This window comes from Cohnella sp. (assembly GCF_041640265.1).
Taxonomy (GTDB): domain Bacteria; phylum Bacillota; class Bacilli; order Paenibacillales; family Paenibacillaceae; genus Cohnella.
The window spans coordinates 1-17,575 of record NZ_JBEQAP010000021.1 but is presented as its reverse complement, the minus strand read 5'-3'; the positions used below and the strand labels follow the sequence as shown (position 1 = coordinate 17,575).

Sequence of the window (17,575 nt, the reverse complement as noted above, 5' to 3'; positions counted from 1 at the left end):
CCAGCGTAGCTGACACCACCCGCAAACGAATGGATTAAATTGGGAATTTATTAATTACCTCGTTATATTCATTTTGTGCATCGGTAATCGCCAGCTTTGAATAAACTTCTAACGACTTTCTGCTTTCATGACCGGAATATGGTTGAATCAGCGCGTCATCGATGCCTTGCTTTTTTAGCCAGGTTAATAGAAAGTGACGTAGTTTATGAGGAGACAGGTTTTGAGCTAATTTGGCCTCCTCTGAATATTTGGCCAAAATCTTGCGGATTCCCCTGTCCGTGTACTTTTTCTTCCATGAGGACTCAAACAAATAGGCCGCTTGCTTCTTTTTCATCGAATCTGCGTGCATGGCCAGCAGTTCTTTGAAAGTCTGAGGAAATGGAACAATGCGGTCTTTACTGCCCTTTCCTTTGTTGATCCTGATCTGACAGTAATGAAAATCGATGTCCGCCAGCTTAATGCTGATTAACTCACTGACTCGTACACCAGTATACATGAGGGTTTTCACGATCATCATGTCCTGAAAATTCTTGGCCTTCCAAACCACTTCATAGTATCTTTTTAATTCTTCTTCTGTCGGCACGTAAGGCAGCTTTTTTGATGATTTTGGAACCTCAATTTCAAGCTCGCTTCTTAAGTGCTGAAACAAACATTTTAAGTAAGCATAGTCCGGTCGTTCTGCGCGAAGATACTTCACCAGTTCCCGGGCTTTCTTTTTTGCGGATACGCGCTTTTCAATCATGCCAGTTCACCTTCCAATGGAAGTCTTTCCTTCATGTCCAATCGGAATGTGCCATATGGATTAACGTGTGTATAGATTAAGGGTGTCACCGCACGCAAATCTTCCGGTATCATTAGATCAAACCACTTCTTCTCCGATAAAACATTCTGGAACATGATGGTATTAATGTAGACTAAGCAATTTTGAAGTAGGTGAAGAGATAAAACGGCCATCTCTTGATCTTCCATGCGATTGGTGGCAATTTCTCCACCCTTGCCATAGAAGATAAACCCGTTGGCTGAATTCCAATTTTCTACTACATTTAAACCAGCATTAATCTCCCGGCGCAATTCTTCCGAATGCAAATATTCACAAAGGAAAATGGTTTTAACTGCCTTACCCAACTCGCCTAGCGCCTGATACGTTGGATGCTTCAAGTTGTTCCGGGTAAACCTTTTCAGAATGGCTTCCGTTTCAGCTGTACCAAGCCGTAAAGCTGTTGCATACTTCATCATTTGATCATATTGCTGACGGATCAGTTCCCAATTAATCGGGCGCGTAAGTACATGCTGCAGGTTCGCATATGCATCAGTCATTCCTAGATCCGGACGATATAACTTTTGTGTATGGATAGCTTTTAATCGGGGCATGAGTTTGTAACCAAGTAAATAACAAAAGGCAAATGCAACCTCACTCTGTCCATGTGAATCAACATAATTTTTCTCTACTTCCATATCGGTGCAGTGGCGCAACAACCCTTCCATCATCGCGGCGACTTCTGATGAGGAACACGATTTAAGTTGCGAGTAGATGCACGTCGAGTTTTTCTCCACATGCCAATAAATCATAACACCGCGGCCGCGGTACCGGATGTGCCATTCAGTCATGAGGTTTTGGTCCCACGCCCCGAATTTCTTTGAATCGGAGGCGCAAGAAGTTGTTCCCTCACCCCATATTTCCTGCATCCGTACTTTGAAAATAGCGTTTACCACTTCGGAAATCGCATTGCGAAGGTTATCCTTGTGAATGAATTTGCGTCGGACATATAGGAGATCTTTATAGCTTTCACCGTGATCACCGGCGCTAACACGCTTTAAACCGGTATTCGTTCCCAAACCGTAAAGAGATAGGATCAACCGCTTTTGCAGGGTATTCCGGTCTAAAATCTCTCGATGGGCCACCGTTTTGAACATTTCTGTAAACGAAATACGTAAATCGGTTTCCTTCAAAATATCCAGCAAGCTTGTCATTGGCCAGCGGCGCGTAATTTCACCTTTGATCCGGATTAAATTAACCGGCTCTGCTTGCGGTTCTAACGGAGAAACCGAGATCCATCCTTTACCTTTATCAGTAATCCGTACTTTAGGGTTTTTCGGCATTCCCTCGTTTAATTTTTCAAGACCTTGAACCATTTCCTGCTTAAGCGCAGTGATAAAAGAATCTGCATCCAATGGTTGATTTAAAGCTTTGTAGTTTTCCTCCCGGCGTTCCTCGAAGTCTACCGGCAGATCCTCATCCGGATTTCGATACCGGTTCGCTCCGGATACCCAAATTTCTTTACATCGTAATTTATCCCGGAGCATTTGCAAGGCGCTGATTTCATAGTTGATCCGGTTTACTCGTTCTTGTCCCTTTTCATCTTTTTCGATGATAATTTCTTTGTAGTTATTACGGATCACCCCATTAATCGGAATTTCGTCGGTTACGGGAAAATAGTGCATTCCCGTTTGAGTGTATTTCTTGATTAGCTCGAGCGCGAGGATAACCGGACGGTGAACGTCGTTATTAGAACGAAAATCAAGAATACTAAGAATTTCAGGAACTATCCGGCGGTAATGGCTTCCGTAGGAGGCACGGATGACCGTATGGATTTTTTCGCGGTATGCCGGTCCAGTATGCTTAAACTCTTTGACCAAATCTTTTAGTGTTTGTTCGTTTACAACTGGGTATAGGACATCTTTAATGATTCCTTCCGGATGCTCGATGGCCGTCTGTGCCATGTTAAATAAAATGCCGTACTTGTTGCTGACTCGTCGTAGATCGTTCAGAATTTCCTTTTCGATCTTTCGTTCAGCACGTACCCCGATACGGTGAATAATTTGAATAAGCAGATCGACCAGGTTGTCCGATATTTCCATGCAGCGTAACCAAAAGAAAGCTGATAACAGCGTATACCGAATCGGATCGGGATGTCGGCGCAGCTCGCGCAGATCCTCAGTAGAAACGCGCTGCCGATACTTTTTCAGCAACTTATGGGGAATGTCTCGAAATAAATCATCTGGAAGCCCCAAATTGCGAATTGTCCGCAACTTGTTTACCTCCTTCAGCACGCTATCCACCCCAGCTCGACCGGGGTCTGCCTTTAACTCATTAAATGATATTTGCATGCCGCCGTCACTGGCGGCTTCATCTTCGTCCATCTCTAAATACGAAATGCTATCAATCAGGGAGTCCAACTGTGCTAAAGACGTGGAAGGCAGCTTTTGGTATGTCGATTGGAAGAAGGATTCTTCATAGGTGTAAATGGCAGAACGGATCAACCGTTCAATGCGGTCCAGCGTGGGAGGCACGATTTTTAATTCATGGAATCGACGGTAAACGCGTTCCTTTAAATGCTCAAATTCATGATCGTGATGCAGAACATGTTGGCATAGCCATTCTGTCATTTCCTGAGCATCCTCTATCGTATCCTCGCGGAACCCGAAGAACTCCCGGATCTGTGTTCGATGGTACGTGATCGAACGACCGGTCCAATCGTACTGAGCATATAATTCCGGCTCAGAAAAGATTTGTTTTGCAATGTACGCGATAACCGCTTTGGGAACTTCGTACTTATGGGTTGGAAAACGGGCTTCATTTTGAAAAAACTTGAGTAGTACGGCAAATCCAATCCTGGTTTCCCCAGTCTTGTTCTCGATCAGCCTCATCTCATTCGGTAGGATCGTAAAATGTTCGATTAATTCGTCCAGTTCCCAATTTCGCTTCATGTTATCCCCTCCAAAGTAAAGTTCCTACAACAGTAAGTATCGGCACTTTATTGTTGTTTTCAGTATAGGTTAACACCAAAAGCTGCACAATAAAAAGTTAAAATTGATGATATTCCGTTTCCAAAAATGAATTCGGAACTTCGATAGAATACAAAGTTTATTTGATTGCAATAAAAATGAAGTTGCTCATTTGGTAGCAACTCCATCGGTCAAATCATTATATCGAATGTTTACGTTTTGACTTGAGATACATTTTCACAGCTGAAATGATTAATATCGTTCCCAAAACCAATTTTAGGACACCACTGGATACATAAACAATCAGGGCACCACCAATGAATGAGCCGATTATTGATCCGATACCCATCGGCAGGACAAGGGTTCTCACTTCCTGATTATCCGAAAATGCTCCGTTGGAACGATGCCGAAGCAACCCGATTAATACTGTAGGCAAACTAATAATGATGCTGGCCGTTCCGGCTATTTTAATATCAAGCCCGTAAACAAGAATCAATGTTGGTATAATCAGTTCTCCGCCAGCCACGCCAAGTAAACTGCTGACGATTCCAATGCCTAATCCCAAGGCGACCCCAACTACAAACGAAAGCAAAACTGGCATGGGTATCCCTCCTGTAACCACAGGATAGAACGATTCTGTAATAAGTAATAAGCCGATTCCTATGAGCAGTATTAGTATTACTTTTTCCAATGCCTGTTCAGACAAATGTTTGGAATATTGCGCCCCTTTATAAGCTCCTATCATTCCTCCGACAATGAGGGAGAGTATGACAGGTATGTGGATAACAAGTTGATTTAAGGGAGCGTTCGGCAGTCGAAAAACTAAGGATGACAACAGTGTAATTAGGCTTACCGCCAAGTTCAGAGGAACAGCTTGTCGTGCGGAATACTTAAATAATCCCATCAATACGGGGAGTCGGAATTCCGCTCCTCCTAGTCCAATTAGGCCACCTAAACAACCGATAGGGGCGCCTGTAAGCAATGCGAGTAACGATTTTTTTCCATTCATCATATTTCACCATTTCCTTCTGCTTGGGACAGAACATCATCATCGACCAAGAAAATGTGTTCTACCGGAATTTGAAGATACATATTACAAGGTTGATTAATCAGCGTTCGCTTCCATTCATCGAGCGGAACTTCCACTTGAATCCGGTTCCCCAAGCACTCTACCCAAACCGTAGCACTGTATATCCCCTCTATAACGTCTAAAAAACGACATTTAAAACTGTTGACTGCTTGAATCGGTTCTGTACTTAAACGGACATGATGAGAGCTAAACCCTGCAATTTTTTTTGAAGTTACCGTTTCGCACGCTTTTACTCTGAGCTGCATTCCTTTGGTGCTGACCATCCAATGATAACTGTCCTTGCTATTAATGATGACTGGTAGTAAATTTTTGCATCCCGTAATTCGGGCCGCGGTTAAATTTACAGGACGATGAACAATCTCCTCTTTCGATCCGATCTGTACGACACGACCGTTCGCATACATCATAATCCGATTGCAAAGTCGGAATGCCTCTTCAATGTTATGAGTGACTAGGAGAACGGTTCCGGAGTAATTGTTTCGGATGATCTCAAGAAGTTCTTGTTCAAGAATGTGCTTCACATGATTATCAACTGCTGAGAAGGGTTCGTCTAAAAGTAACAACTCGGGGTTCGTAACCAGAGTCCGAGCAAGAGCAACGCGCTGCTGCTGTCCTCCCGATAACTGGCTTGGATATCGATCGGACAGACCGGTCAATTGCATTCTTTCAATCATATCTCCTACATAAGTCGCCCGTTCTTTACGCGTTACATTGCCAATACCATATGCGATATTTTGGGCTACTGTAAGATGTGGGAATAAAGCGTATTGTTGAAACACATATCCGATTTTCCGGAATCGGGGGGCAACATGAATCCCTTGGCTGGAATCAAAAAGTACCCTCTCGTTTAAAATGATCTTTCCCGCATCCGGCACCGTTAAACCGGCAATACATTGGAGGGTCAGACTTTTTCCGCATCCGGACGGTCCCAAGATCCCAAGTATTTCTTTACCAGCTGAAAAAGTAGAGGATAGAGAGAAATCTTTCAGGTTTTTGGAAAAGGCTACATCCAACATGTCACCAGGTTCTCCTTCCCCATCTTTTTTCCAATCGGTTTAACGAAAATAATGATACTACTGCCACGCCCGTCATAATCATGACCAATAAATTGGTCATCTCTTTATCGCCCGATTGCATGGTATCATAAATCGCAATCGGCATTGTCAGTGTCTTATTTGGAATGCTCCCGGAAACCATCAAGGTGGTACCGAAGTCTCCTAGCGCCCTGGCAAAAGCGAGTATGACACCAGAAACGGTTCCACGCCATGCCAGCGGAACAATAATACTGAAAAAAATGCTCCATTCGCTTCTTCCGAGCAATTTTGCGGCATGAATAATGTCGCGGCTGATTTCGGAGAAGGCCGTTCTTGCAGATTTAATCAGAAACGGAATGGAAACGACAGATGCCGCGATCACGGCTCCTGTCGGCGTAAACACAATCATAATCTGAAAACGTTCTTCTAAGAATTGACCGATCGGGCTTTGTCTGCCAAGAAGAACTAACAAGTAGTAGCCTAAAACGGTTGGAGGCAATACAACCGGTATCGTAAGTATGGTGTCAATGAGATCAGATAACTTGCTTTTTGATTTGCTTAAATAATAAGCAATCGGCAAGCCGAAGGCTATACCAACCAGCGCAGCCATGAAAGCTACCTTAAGAGACAAGAACAAGGGAAAAAGATTTAACTGACTCATTTCTTAAGCTCTGGGGGAGGAGCGAAACCATATTTTTGCATGATTTTTCTGCTGTCGGGTTCATTGACGAATAGGACAAACTGTCTTGCGAGCTCTTCCTGCGATGTACCTTTAATGACGGCAATCGCTTGATTCAGCGGGTCATACAGGGATGGATCGATGAGTTGGAATCGTGTTTCATCTGGCTTAGCAATGGATTGTGCAATGATTCCTGCTTCTGCGTTACCCGTTGTAATAAAAGTAAGTGTTTCAGATATGTTCTTGCCAAAAACCAGTTTGTCCTGCAGTTGGTCCCATAAGCCCGCTTTTTGCAGAGCTTGCTTTGCAGCCAAACCGTAAGGCGCATGATCAGGATTTGCAATAGCGATTTTTTTGATTTGGGGATCGAGCAAGTCCTTTAATTCTTTGATCTGTAACGTGCTTTTTACGGTGGTCGCTAGTCCAATTCTGCCCTGGGCGTACAGTTGTTGGGTATCTGCAATGACCTTACCTTTCTCCTTTAGACCATCAACAAAGCTAATATTTGCTGCAGCGAATACGTCAAAGGGAGCTCCATTCTCAATTTGCTGGGCTAATGTACCTGTGGAACTGAAATTAAACTCAATCTTACTATTTGTGTTCTTTTCAAAAACTTGTCCAATTTCTTTGAATGCCATAGTTAAATCTGAAGCAGCTGCGACCGTTAATTTTTGTTCAACCTTCGTTGAAGGTGCGAGGGGCTGGGAATTTGTTTCCTGCATCTTGTTCCCAGAACTACAGCCGACTACTGTGATCAGCAGAGTACCTGCCAGAGCAACTTGTAAAGCCAGTCTTCTCATTCCTGTCCGTTCCTTTCATAAACTTATGTTTACAGCTAGTCCATGTGCGCCATCGATCAAATGCTTTATAATATTAGTGAGCATGATCGAAAGGGGAACATAACAAAACGTAACGAAACATGACTAAACCGTATTTAGGTACTAGTTTATGATATGTCAGGAAAATTAACAAGAAGAATTAATAATCAACTAATGGGGTGCCAAAATGACCGATTCGTTATCATATTCACCTGAAGAAGTCGCCAAGACGCTGAAAATTTCAAAAGGAACGGTATATGAACTCATCAAACGCGGGGAACTCCCTTCCTATCGAGTTGGAAAAAAGATTAGGATCAGTCCTGCTGATCTTGAGGCTTATACACGTTCATCTCAACCCACCATGAAGGTAACTAGCACAAACATGCAGGTATCGGTAGAGAAGTTAATTTTGGAAAACCAAGGCTTAATTATATGCGGACAAGATATTGTCCTAGATGTATTGGCTCGTCATCTTGAAAAAAAGAACCCTATGTTGCGCTCTTTGCGCTCTTACGTGGGAAGTATCGACGGCCTACTTTCATTGTATAGAGGTACAGCCAATTTAACGGCGGCTCATCTTTGGGACGGTGAAACCGAGGAATACAATATCCCCTATGTACGACGTTTTCTGCCTGGTCAACATGCAGTCATCGTGAACTTGGTGTACCGTACCCAAGGATTTTATGTTGCTCCCGGTAATCCGAAGGCCATTAGAGATTGGCAAGACCTCATAAAAGAAGATATAACGTTTGTAAATCGGGAAAAGGGTTCAGGTACCAGGGTACTGCTTGATGAACAACTACGAAATTTAAATTTGGATTCAAAATTAGTTAATGGGTACAAGGTTGAGGAAATGAGCCATATTGCTGTAGCGAGCGCTGTTGCAAGGGGAATTGCAGATGTAGGACTGGGAACAGAAAAAGCGGCATTGCAGGTTCCAGGAGTAGAATTTGTTCCTCTAAAGAAAGAACGGTATGATCTCGTCTTTTATAGTGACGATTTGGAGAAAGCAAACTTTCAAACATTGCTGTCGGTCATCCAATCGGTAGAATTTCGGGAAGAAGTGATGGGCTTGGGTGGATATGATATTTCTAAAACAGGAGAGATTATGGGGGAAATATAAAATTTTTGACGAAACTGGACGATGTTCAGCGACCGATTTTCGTCCATTTATGTAGTTTAGTTACTATTCAAATAAATACCAACAGTTTCCATGTGTTTGCGGGTGGTGTCAGCTACGCTGGTATTACCCCTTATACTGAGCCCTGGTTTACAGTTTAGTAAGGTAGCCATCCTCAATCGTGATACCGTAGATTGGGATGATTAGAAGATTTTGGTTCGATGTAAAGGGCAACCCCCTTGTCCGTAAGAATCTCTTCATTGCTTACCGATGCTGTGAATGAAAAATCTCGTGATTAATAGTGTGAACTAGGATTCATTCTTCAAAACAGGAAGCACTTTAATGCCATGAACCATGTTTGAACCGCAAACAGGACAGATTGGAATTTTTTCAAACGTAAAATTCTCCCGGATCCAGACTTTGCAAATACCTTCCTGACTGCAAATCCAAATTGGTGACTCCTGCTCTGGAATTTCTGGTTTATTAAAAAAAGAAGATTTTATTAGTGCTCCCTCCCTCAAACATTATAATTAATATGTATGCTACTGTCATATGGAAAAGCCCCCGCAAGTGCCTTCTGGATGTCGACGCGTACGTATCGGTGTTTGGTGCCTTCAATTGCTGATCAGCGTTCCATTCAACTTCGTTTTATTATAAATAATTCGGGGGAATTTACACTCATAATCGAACAGTACCGCTGCTAACAATTTTCCCACCATATTGTATGTCATTTGCGAAAAGTTCTTGTCCATTTGCGGCTTAGCTACCATACAGAACGAACCTGAGTGAAATTCAGTCTTCTGACTTTGTGTGCTCCTGTTTTTTTTCAACGTCTAATTTAATTGGATCAGTAGTATGCTTGAATTTGTACGCTTGAACTACAACCTGAATACTTATTATTGACATGATAATAACAATCATGGTGCATACAAAGACTGTAAATGCAAATGCCACTCTTAGTTCCTCCTAAAATTACTTCAGAATACGTGACGTGATGGTAGCGATTGAAGCGTAGCTTGATAGCAATCGATTGAATAATTCTCCCTTAGATTAGCCGGGATCGAATCGATAGAAAAATTCATCTTTCTGAAAATCTTCTTTAGCCAAAACCTAGTAAGAGTAATAAACATTACTGATAATAACGCTTCAAGCCTCAATCGCACGGTTGTCAAATTCAACGAGAGTCGTGTCCTTGACATCGTTTTGATACTCTCCCGCTCCTACGTTTGCCAACAGAACCTCCATTCGTGATACAAACTTTACAGATATATTCAGATCCGCTAATAAACTTACTGGAATGAACGGTTATGTAGCATTGGAACGGCTTAAAAGTATTCCTGGAACTTATTTTTGGCAGGCTGGCCTAATCTACGAAATCAATGTTTTATCTGCGCGATTTTTTCCTGCAATTTTTCTATAGTCAATGTATAATTGTTAATGTCCGTACGAGATGGCGCTTCATACATGACTTCAAGCATTATGCTCTCGATAATTGCTCGCAAGCCCCTTGCTCCGGTATACAGCTTGATCACTTCTTTGGCGATAACTTCAAGTGCATCGGGAGTAAACTCTAGCGATACGTTGTCCATTTCAAGCAACTTCTGATATTGCTTAACCAGCGCATTTTTCGGTTCTGTCAGGATGCGAACTAATGCCGCTTCATCCAACGGATCCAGCGTTGAAATGATAGGCAACCGGCCAACGAATTCTGGAATCAAACCGAATTTCAGCAAATCTTCCGGTAAAATCATCAACAAATACTCCCTCGTATTCAAGGTGGCTTTCATACCGTCCGTACTGAAGCCGATCACTTTTTTGCCGATCCGACGCTTAATAAGCTCCTCCAAACCGTCGAACACTCCTCCGCAAATAAATAGGATGTTTCTCGTGTCAATTTTGATGAATTCCAGGTACGGATGGTTGCGCCCTCTTTGTAGAGGAACAGAGGCAACCGTCCCTTCTAATATTTTCAGCAACGCCTGCTGCACGCCTTCACCAGAAACGTCCCGGCTAATCGATCGATTGTCTGATTTACGGGCTATTTTATCAATTTCATCAATGTAAATGATACCGAGTTCTGCTTTTTTTACATCGTAATCAGCGGCTTGAATCAGCTTAAGCAAAATATTTTCGACTTCTTCGCCGACATGACCGGCTTCCGTCAAAGAAGTCACGTTTGCGATGGCGAACGGCAAGTTTAAAATTTTAGCGAGAGTTTGTGCAAGCAGCGTTTTACCGCTACCGGTCGGTCCTATGAGGAGAATATTGCTCTTCTGAAGCTCCACATCTTTCTTCATGTTTAGCGAGTTTATACGTTTGTAATGGTTGTATACGGCAACTGAAAGTGACTTTTTCGTCAGATCCTGACCGATGACGTACTGATCCAAGATATTGTTGATTTCCTTCGGCTTCGGTATGTTCACTAAATCCAGATATTCGTATCCAGTCTCTTCCTCAACGATTTTCGTAAACAGTTCGATGCATTCATCACAAATATTTTTGCCTGGCCCTGTAACAATCTTATGGACCTGATCATGGGACTTGCCGCAGAAGGAACATTTCAACTTCCCTATCTCAACGTTAAATTTAAACATCGGATTACTCCTTCCTAAATCAGCTCGTTATGGCCAATGACCGCATCGATCAGGTAAATATGACTTGACCTCCTCAACATTCATAAAGAAATCCCTTGTCGGTATCGCACTCGATTTTTTTCAAAGGTTGGTATTCTTGCTGCATAAATTTGATTCAATTGTTGCTTGATCTTAATGATCTAATTCCCATGCAGCAGCGAAAGCATTTGCATTCGGATCCCGATGTAAGCAAAAGCCAGTTCATGTTAACAGCCAAGCCGACGAAAATTGATCAATATATAGGGCTTATTAAATTACATCGTATCGTAGTAAATCCCATTCCAGTGTCACGAAGCCGTCAGACGAATTATGGAATAGCCCACGCAAGTGGCTTTGGATGTCGAGGCAGGCTTAACGGATCAGTTCTTGGATATCCTCAATTTCGAGCCAGCGTTCCGTTCCGCTCAGTATATTGTTAATCATTCGGGAGTATTTACCGCTCATGATCAGACAGAACCGCTCCCAAAATATGCATGAATTAGCGACTAAATGATTCAATATTTTTTAAACGCAAGCGTTACATTATGCCCACCAAATCCCAACGAATTTGAAATTGCGACTTTAATATCCCCTTTTCGAGAAATATTAGGAACGTAATCCAGATCGCATTGTTCATCAGGTGTCTCATAATTGATGGTAGGTGGAAGGATGTCTTCTTCAATCGCTTTTACTGAAAATAAAGCTTCAACCGCTCCTGAAGCGCCCAACATATGGCCTGTCATGGACTTGGTCGAGCTGACCGCAAGTTTGTAGGCATGTTCGCCGAAAACCGATTTGATCGCCTGGGTTTCATAAAGATCGTTATAATGAGTGCTGGTGCCATGAGCATTGATATAATCGACTTCGTTGAATATCAATCCTGCATCATGAAGTGCAAACTTCATCGATCTTGCTGCTCCCTCCCCTTGAGGGGCCGGAGTCGTGATATGATAGGCATCCCCCGAAGCACCATAGCCGATGATCTCGGCATATATTTTTGCTCCTCGCCTCAATGCGGACTCTAAACTTTCCAGAATCAGAATGGCTGCGCCTTCTCCCATCACAAATCCATCTCTGTTTTTATCGAATGGTCTGCTTGCGGCAGCAGGATCCGGATTGGTCGATAATGCCGTCATATTAGCAAATCCCGCGATGGCTATATCCGTGATTGGCGCCTCCGTGCCTCCGGCTACCATCACATCGGCATCACCGCGTTGTATGACTTTAAATGCGTCTCCGATAGAGTTCGCTCCCGAAGCGCAAGCTGTTACCGAACAACTGACAATTCCTTTGGCCCCAATCAGAATTGAAACCTGGCCTGAGGCTATATCTGGAATCATCATGGGGATAAAAAACGGACTAACCCGTTTAGCTCCCCTCTCTATTAATTTTTTCTAGTTTTCTTCATACGTCTCCATCCCGCCGATTCCGGAACCGATCCATATCCCAACACGTTCTGCTTCAGCATTTTCCCCAATCATCAGATTTGCGTCTTCCACTGCCTGAAGTGCTGCGACCACAGCAAACTGTGTAAAACGATCCATCTTTTTCGCTTCTTTTGGGTCAATATACAGGCTAACATCAAAATCCTTTACTTCAGCAGCCACTTTTACCGGAAAGAGAAGTGGGTTTCTACGCGTTAGAGGCCCAATCCCTGATCTGCCTTTTTTAACGGCCATCCAAGTTGTTTCCAAATCGTTACCTAACGGTGTAACTGCTCCCAAACCTGTAATGACAACTCGTTTTTTCATTAAGTGTAATTTCTCCAATCTTGTTTTAACTTAAGTCCGATTTTCTTCCCTGATTGATGGGGATTTTTGAGCTAATAGAAAATCCCAAATATTACTTTATTTGTAAATATCATTACAGTAAGCCTTGAGTGTGTAAATGTCAAACCATTCACATTCATTTAGGGATACATCCAACAAAACGCGAAAAACTTACGATAAACGAAAAATTCATTTCTTACGTCGGATTTTCCGTATTTGAAAATTTTATTTCCCACGATGCATACTTTCAGATTCTTCTAGTTTAAATGCTACGCCTTCTACCTTTACGTTTACTTCTGCGACCCGAAGGCCGGTCATATTTTCCACAGCTTCACAAACGTTTTCTTGAAGATTCAAGCATACTTTCTGAATTTCGGTACCATAATTGACGATGACACGTAGATCGATGGCAGCTTCCGACACTCCAACCTCGACAGATACACCTTTTTGCGCAGTTTTTCCTCTCAGACGATTAGTGAGGTCCTTGGAGATCCCACCAAACATAGAGGAGATTCCAGGTGTATCTAGGGCAGCGAGCCCAGCAATAGTAGAAACAACTTCTTCGGAAATACGTATGAATCCGGATTGAGATTTCTCAGACAATTGGATCACTCCCAATAATAATGTTTGGGTTCCTATATAATGATTTAGACTATTTGATAATCAGGCGAGATAAATGTAAATTGCTAGTTAGGTTCGTCCCTTTCCACAAGAATAGCCCATTGTCTTTCTTGGTTCGTATCCATTGTTACTTTCTACAATGTTTCTCCTGCAACCACCAATACTTTCTTATATAAACCGGAAGCAATGATTGTGCAGTAATAAAACCATAAACAAAACCAGCGGATACCGCTGCGGTATCCATTGAGCTGACATTATTAGCCATAAGTCTGTCGGCGGTAAGACTCAAGAGCTATATGAAATCGGTAAAACTCCTTCGACAATACCCCTAAATTACTTTTTATGAGAGCCTTTTTCTCCGGTTTGGTTTCCCGGTCAAATAGCAAATCCAAATTACGATCGATTTTCTCTCTTAAATCAATAATATAACCTTGTAGGGGATGTTTTTTAGACAATTCCTTCAAATCCTCAGCAAGTTCGTGACTCAGAAAGCGGGTATTGCGTTTAATTAAAGTATTTCGAAATTTGAAATAATCTGGGGTATAGTCTTCCCTATATTCCCGCCCAGGAATTTGTCTCCAAAATGTATTCCATTCTTCAAGAAGATCTGCTTCATAAAGAAAGAACCTGAGAAAACCACATAACCAAGAAGTACAACTTGTGTTGCGAAGTCTGCAACCACTTTCTTTGGCCAAGTTTCTGCAGCCTTTACAGCATGATCCTCCATCAGAAATACAAATGTTACAAATCTGATCTGTTCCAACACCTTTTAAGTAATCAAGACCTTGTTCGATAACTATCTGTCTAGAAGTAAGATTCTCATTATCAGTGGATTGCTTAAAAAAAGAACTAGCTTGAGTCATTAGATCAGGTTCCCTCCAAATTAATATTTGTACTCACACCCTAGAAGAAGGTTCCTATCCATAATGTGCTTCTATTTTTAGCCTTGATCCTCTTCATCCCATCTGCGGGAGTATGCTTTATTCGTTGCCCAGAACGTCAAGCCTAGTTTTATGATAAGAGCAATTACACCCAATATAATTGCGCCACCCATCTTTTAACACTCCTCTTATGCTAATTCAAAAAGTAATACACTTTTAGCTCTGTACATTTAACCATTAAAATAATTTTCTGGATGCTTTAAAATGTTTGAAATCTTTCATATGCATTTTTTTCAGTACATGCCGTAGGACCTCTGTATTACAATCATCGTATCTCATCTTTAGGTTTAAGTTCCGTCTTATTATATATATTTGATTATTTGAATATATATAAATTATAAACATTTCAGATCAAGAATTCAATCGAGCATAAAATAGCTTTATAGATAACTCCCTATGTGTATGTCATAAGGGAATCATTTTGTAAAATGATATATCTATATATTTAAATGTATGAGGGAGAACGTAATTATGAATCTAGAACTACAACAATTTTAAGGCTGAACTCTTTCAAGTATTGGCTCATCTCTTACAAATTCGCATTCTTGATGTATTTTCAGAAGGATATAATCCCGTTAACGAAATCCAATCAATCATCGGTAATGAAGTGTCAATATTGGATAACATGAAAACAGGAGATATTACCGTATCATTGGGACCATTAGAATCGATGAGAAATTGGTTATTCAGAATCCCACTCAAGCGATAAGATCCACTGGCTGATGATCGGTCCGGATAACCGCATTTTACGGTATAGAGTCCGTAAAGCATCTTAAGCCAACTGGCTGTCAGTTCCATTAACAATGAATGGCAATATTATGCCTGAGAAAATTTTATGATTACGCAGGTTAAAATATTGATTCATGTAATGTATGGTTAAATAATAACTGGATAAAAAAGTCGTAAACACTGCAGTTACCCAAACAGCAAGAAAAACCGCGTCCAAACGCTCAAGGATGTTCGCGGGTAACGATATTGTTTTGGCTAGTTCGAGTGTAAACCAGAGCAATAGCTTAGTCTCTTCCGTAAAAAAACGGCAATTGTAATTGTAACAATCGAAAGATAAAATCCACCAGCAATCATCATCCCCCAAATGCATGCTTTCATTGCTTTTTCACGACGACGCATTTGTGGAATACCCATCGACATCACAAACTTACCCTGAAATAATGCAGCCATTATCAAAATGCCTCAAAACATCTCCTTTGGTTCATTTCCCCAGATGGCTGAGGATTAAGCACCTCTACATTTTCAAAGAAAGTACGCCAATTAATACTACGGGTCTGACGATAGCATGCAGAAAAAATGATGCATATAAGCAAATACTGTAATACTTTTACGAGAGGTGACGGTTGCCAAAAGAAGCATGATAATAACTGTTACTTCTAGAAGAGTTTTCTTCCATACAGAGGTAATGACCATATCGCCGAATTCGCGCCCGGTTAAGGATGATACCATTGCAAAGAAACCGATAATAAAAATATTCACTCCCCTAGTGATCCATTTCCCGAGGATGTCTTCTGTTGCCGCTAGATCATAACGTCCAGATGCTGGCGGGATTGCCTGTCCGGGAGTTGCCGAATATAATGACCGTATCTCGGTAAAGGAAAAGGATGCCCCCTATCATGTGAATCTGCGGGAACAGGTTCACTGGAGACATCCCTCAATGCAATCATCATGGTCATTGTATCAAAGTATGAGCTGGTTGAGAAGATCGCCGGCGTTTTTTGTTAGGTGTACGGAGATGGTTCCTTCTCCTTGCTGCCTAGCGGAATTATCCGTTATTGGTAGTAGGAAACGAAAGGTCATCGGAGCTACTGGAGAGAAGAGAACGCTAGTTATTCGGAGACTTCGTTGTCAGGGATGTCGTAGCATTCATCATGAGTTGCCAGACTTTCTAGTGCCTTACAAGCATTACGAATCAAGCTGTGTAGAGCAAGCTGCAAATGAAATCACTACACTTATAGTCGCAGCAGATGAGTCCACATTATATCGTTGGCGGAGCTTTGTTCAAGAGCGAACCACCTATTGGTTAGGTTGCCTCGCCTCCCTCGCGACTCGCTTTCACCAGGATCCTGTAGAGCAATCGTCCGTTGCCCTACAGACCGCACACCAGAAAATCGGACACGTCGTTGGCAATGCCCCCGGATGGCTGGCGAGAATTGTCCGCCCTATCGCCAATGCGAATTGTTGGCTACATACCCGCTTTGCATTCTTGTCCGCATCCCTTTGAGATAGACTGGGCTTCGAAGTCTATCGGGGAAGGTGAGTCGGATGAAAGATCAGAAGAAAGCAGAAGAAATCGCGTCTCTTCGGGTACAGTTGTTGTCACCACTCTTGGCGGAGGGAATGGATTCGGCCAAGGCCCAGGCATTAAAGAAGCAGATCTGCGAGCAGCATGGGTTATCGGATCGGACGCTACGCCGTTACCTGGCAAAGTATCGTGAGGAAGGCTTCGGCGGATTGCGTCCCAAGAGTAAAGGCCGTCAGGAATCAAGCAACATCGCGCCAGAAGTCATGGAGCAAGCCATCCTCTTGCGCCGAGAAGTGCCGGGGCGAAGCGTTGCACAGATCATTCAGATTCTAGAGTGGGAAAACCGGATCCAACCCGGTGAAATCAAGCGAAGTACTTTGCAAGAAAGACTTGCATCGCGCGGTTACAGCACACGTCATATGCGAATATACGCCGAGTCCGGCGTAGCTGCAAGGCGTTTCCAGCAGCGTCATCGCAATCGACTTTGGCATTCGGATATCAAATTCGGACCCTATCTGCCTATTGGACCGGACAGCGCAAAGAAGCAGGTATTCCTTGTCGTCTTTATTGACGACGCCACACGGTTTGTACTGCATGGTGAGTTCTATCCGGTCATGGATAAGACCATTATCGAGGATTGCTACCGTAAGGCGATTCAGAAATACGGCCTACCGGAAGCCGTCTACTTCGACAATGGGAAGCAGTATCGCACGAAGTGGATGACGCGCGCTTGTTCCAAGCTTGGCGTACGACTACTATTTGCAAAGCCCTATTCGCCAGAGGCCACAGGTTATGGAAAGCTAGCCGTTATGTAAAGTTGAAGTGGAAAAAGCGCATAGAATATGCGGTGTAAGCTTGAACAACTTTACATAATGATTCAATCTATTGGTAGGCATGTGATGCCAAAAATA

At 42.5% G+C, this 17,575-nt stretch carries 16 protein-coding genes and 2 pseudogenes; 3 read left to right on the top strand and 15 right to left on the bottom strand.

Annotation, left to right across the window (positions count from 1 at the left end; genetic code table 11):
• Positions 1-34: 34 nt before the first annotated feature.
• The 6 genes from ACESLK_RS15985 to modA all read right to left on the bottom strand — a co-directional run bounded on the left by ACESLK_RS15985 (position 35) and on the right by modA (position 7,329).
• A complete protein-coding gene (locus tag ACESLK_RS15985) occupies positions 35-742 on the bottom strand; it encodes a tyrosine-type recombinase/integrase (RefSeq protein ID WP_373230572.1) in 708 nt (235 codons plus the stop codon).
• On the bottom strand, positions 739-3,708 hold the full coding sequence (locus ACESLK_RS15980) for a Tn3 family transposase (protein ID WP_373230571.1): 2,970 nt from the start codon (positions 3,706-3,708) through the stop codon (positions 739-741). The genes ACESLK_RS15985 and ACESLK_RS15980 overlap by 4 nt, the downstream gene beginning before the upstream one ends.
• 217 nt (positions 3,709-3,925) lie before the next feature.
• Positions 3,926-4,738 (bottom strand): sulfite exporter TauE/SafE family protein, encoded by an 813-nt coding sequence (locus ACESLK_RS15975; protein ID WP_373230570.1) that lies wholly within the window; start codon positions 4,736-4,738, stop codon positions 3,926-3,928.
• Positions 4,735-5,832, bottom strand: a complete 1,098-nt coding sequence (locus tag ACESLK_RS15970) for a sulfate/molybdate ABC transporter ATP-binding protein (RefSeq protein WP_373230568.1) — start codon at positions 5,830-5,832, stop codon at positions 4,735-4,737. Before ACESLK_RS15970 ends, ACESLK_RS15975 begins: the two co-directional genes overlap by 4 nt.
• A 1-nt stretch (position 5,833) precedes the next feature.
• On the bottom strand, positions 5,834-6,511 hold the full coding sequence (modB, locus tag ACESLK_RS15965) for a molybdate ABC transporter permease subunit (RefSeq protein WP_373230567.1): 678 nt from the start codon (positions 6,509-6,511) through the stop codon (positions 5,834-5,836).
• Positions 6,508-7,329, bottom strand: coding sequence for a molybdate ABC transporter substrate-binding protein (gene modA, locus ACESLK_RS15960; protein ID WP_373230566.1), 822 nt, complete (start codon positions 7,327-7,329; stop codon positions 6,508-6,510). Before modA ends, modB begins: the two co-directional genes overlap by 4 nt.
• A gap of 205 nt (positions 7,330-7,534) precedes the next feature.
• Here modA and ACESLK_RS15955 point away from each other — a divergent pair, with 205 nt between their 5' ends.
• Positions 7,535-8,470 (top strand): substrate-binding domain-containing protein, encoded by a 936-nt coding sequence (locus ACESLK_RS15955; RefSeq protein WP_373230565.1) that lies wholly within the window; start codon positions 7,535-7,537, stop codon positions 8,468-8,470.
• Positions 8,471-8,775: 305 nt separating this feature from the next.
• On the opposite strand, the gene ACESLK_RS15950 is transcribed toward ACESLK_RS15955, so the two are convergent.
• From ACESLK_RS15950 to ACESLK_RS15910, 9 genes and pseudogenes are all read right to left on the bottom strand, one after another.
• Positions 8,776-8,988 carry a cold-inducible protein YdjO-related protein gene (locus ACESLK_RS15950; RefSeq protein WP_373230564.1) on the bottom strand — a complete coding sequence of 71 codons (213 nt, stop codon included), beginning with the start codon at positions 8,986-8,988 and terminating at the stop codon, positions 8,776-8,778.
• An 855-nt stretch (positions 8,989-9,843) separates the two neighbouring features.
• Positions 9,844-11,061: an ATP-dependent Clp protease ATP-binding subunit ClpX gene (clpX, locus tag ACESLK_RS15945; protein ID WP_373230562.1), complete on the bottom strand. Its 1,218-nt coding sequence runs from the start codon at positions 11,059-11,061 to the stop codon at positions 9,844-9,846.
• 533 nt (positions 11,062-11,594) lie between these two features.
• Positions 11,595-12,830 (bottom strand): annotated as a pseudogene (gene fabF / locus ACESLK_RS15940) (beta-ketoacyl-ACP synthase II).
• Positions 12,831-13,073: 243 nt separating this feature from the next.
• A complete protein-coding gene (locus ACESLK_RS15935; protein ID WP_373230561.1) occupies positions 13,074-13,451 on the bottom strand; it encodes an Asp23/Gls24 family envelope stress response protein in 378 nt (125 codons plus the stop codon).
• 145 nt (positions 13,452-13,596) lie between these two features.
• Positions 13,597-13,734: a hypothetical protein gene (locus ACESLK_RS15930; protein WP_373230560.1), complete on the bottom strand. Its 138-nt coding sequence runs from the start codon at positions 13,732-13,734 to the stop codon at positions 13,597-13,599.
• On the bottom strand, positions 13,727-14,332 hold the full coding sequence (locus tag ACESLK_RS15925; protein ID WP_373230559.1) for a hypothetical protein: 606 nt from the start codon (positions 14,330-14,332) through the stop codon (positions 13,727-13,729). The genes ACESLK_RS15930 and ACESLK_RS15925 overlap by 8 nt, the downstream gene beginning before the upstream one ends.
• Before the next feature lie 850 nt (positions 14,333-15,182).
• A complete protein-coding gene (locus ACESLK_RS15920; protein ID WP_373230558.1) occupies positions 15,183-15,419 on the bottom strand; it encodes a GerAB/ArcD/ProY family transporter in 237 nt (78 codons plus the stop codon).
• The gene (locus ACESLK_RS15915; RefSeq protein WP_373230556.1) at positions 15,395-15,589 is read right to left on the bottom strand and encodes a hypothetical protein; all 195 of its coding nucleotides are present in this window, start codon (positions 15,587-15,589) and stop codon (positions 15,395-15,397) included. The genes ACESLK_RS15920 and ACESLK_RS15915 overlap by 25 nt, the downstream gene beginning before the upstream one ends.
• A 96-nt stretch (positions 15,590-15,685) precedes the next feature.
• Positions 15,686-15,898 (bottom strand): hypothetical protein, encoded by a 213-nt coding sequence (locus tag ACESLK_RS15910; protein ID WP_373230555.1) that lies wholly within the window; start codon positions 15,896-15,898, stop codon positions 15,686-15,688.
• Positions 15,899-16,076: 178 nt separating this feature from the next.
• Between ACESLK_RS15910 and ACESLK_RS15905 the strand changes: the two genes are divergently transcribed.
• Together ACESLK_RS15905 and ACESLK_RS15900 are read left to right on the top strand one after the other, a co-directional pair.
• A complete protein-coding gene (locus tag ACESLK_RS15905) occupies positions 16,077-16,643 on the top strand; it encodes a DUF6431 domain-containing protein (protein WP_373230554.1) in 567 nt (188 codons plus the stop codon).
• 41 nt (positions 16,644-16,684) lie between these two features.
• A pseudogene (locus tag ACESLK_RS15900) lies at positions 16,685-17,455 on the top strand (DDE-type integrase/transposase/recombinase); the annotation flags it as partial.
• Positions 17,456-17,575: the final 120 nt, after the last annotated feature.

Coding starts and splice junctions, on each gene's coding strand:
- ACESLK_RS15970 (WP_373230568.1), bottom strand. CDS start 5,832: ATGTTGGATGTAGCCTTTTCCAAAAACCTGAAAGATTTCTCTCTATCC.
- ACESLK_RS15985 (WP_373230572.1), bottom strand. CDS start 742: ATGATTGAAAAGCGCGTATCCGCAAAAAAGAAAGCCCGGGAACTGGTG.
- clpX (WP_373230562.1), bottom strand. CDS start 11,061: ATGTTTAAATTTAACGTTGAGATAGGGAAGTTGAAATGTTCCTTCTGC.
- ACESLK_RS15915 (WP_373230556.1), bottom strand. CDS start 15,589: ATGGCTGCATTATTTCAGGGTAAGTTTGTGATGTCGATGGGTATTCCA.
- modB (WP_373230567.1), bottom strand. CDS start 6,511: ATGAGTCAGTTAAATCTTTTTCCCTTGTTCTTGTCTCTTAAGGTAGCT.
- ACESLK_RS15955 (WP_373230565.1), top strand. CDS start 7,535: ATGACCGATTCGTTATCATATTCACCTGAAGAAGTCGCCAAGACGCTG.
- ACESLK_RS15905 (WP_373230554.1), top strand. CDS start 16,077: ATGCAATCATCATGGTCATTGTATCAAAGTATGAGCTGGTTGAGAAGA.
- ACESLK_RS15930 (WP_373230560.1), bottom strand. CDS start 13,734: ATGGCTAATAATGTCAGCTCAATGGATACCGCAGCGGTATCCGCTGGT.
- ACESLK_RS15980 (WP_373230571.1), bottom strand. CDS start 3,708: ATGAAGCGAAATTGGGAACTGGACGAATTAATCGAACATTTTACGATC.
- ACESLK_RS15925 (WP_373230559.1), bottom strand. CDS start 14,332: ATGACTCAAGCTAGTTCTTTTTTTAAGCAATCCACTGATAATGAGAAT.
- modA (WP_373230566.1), bottom strand. CDS start 7,329: ATGAGAAGACTGGCTTTACAAGTTGCTCTGGCAGGTACTCTGCTGATC.
- ACESLK_RS15975 (WP_373230570.1), bottom strand. CDS start 4,738: ATGATGAATGGAAAAAAATCGTTACTCGCATTGCTTACAGGCGCCCCT.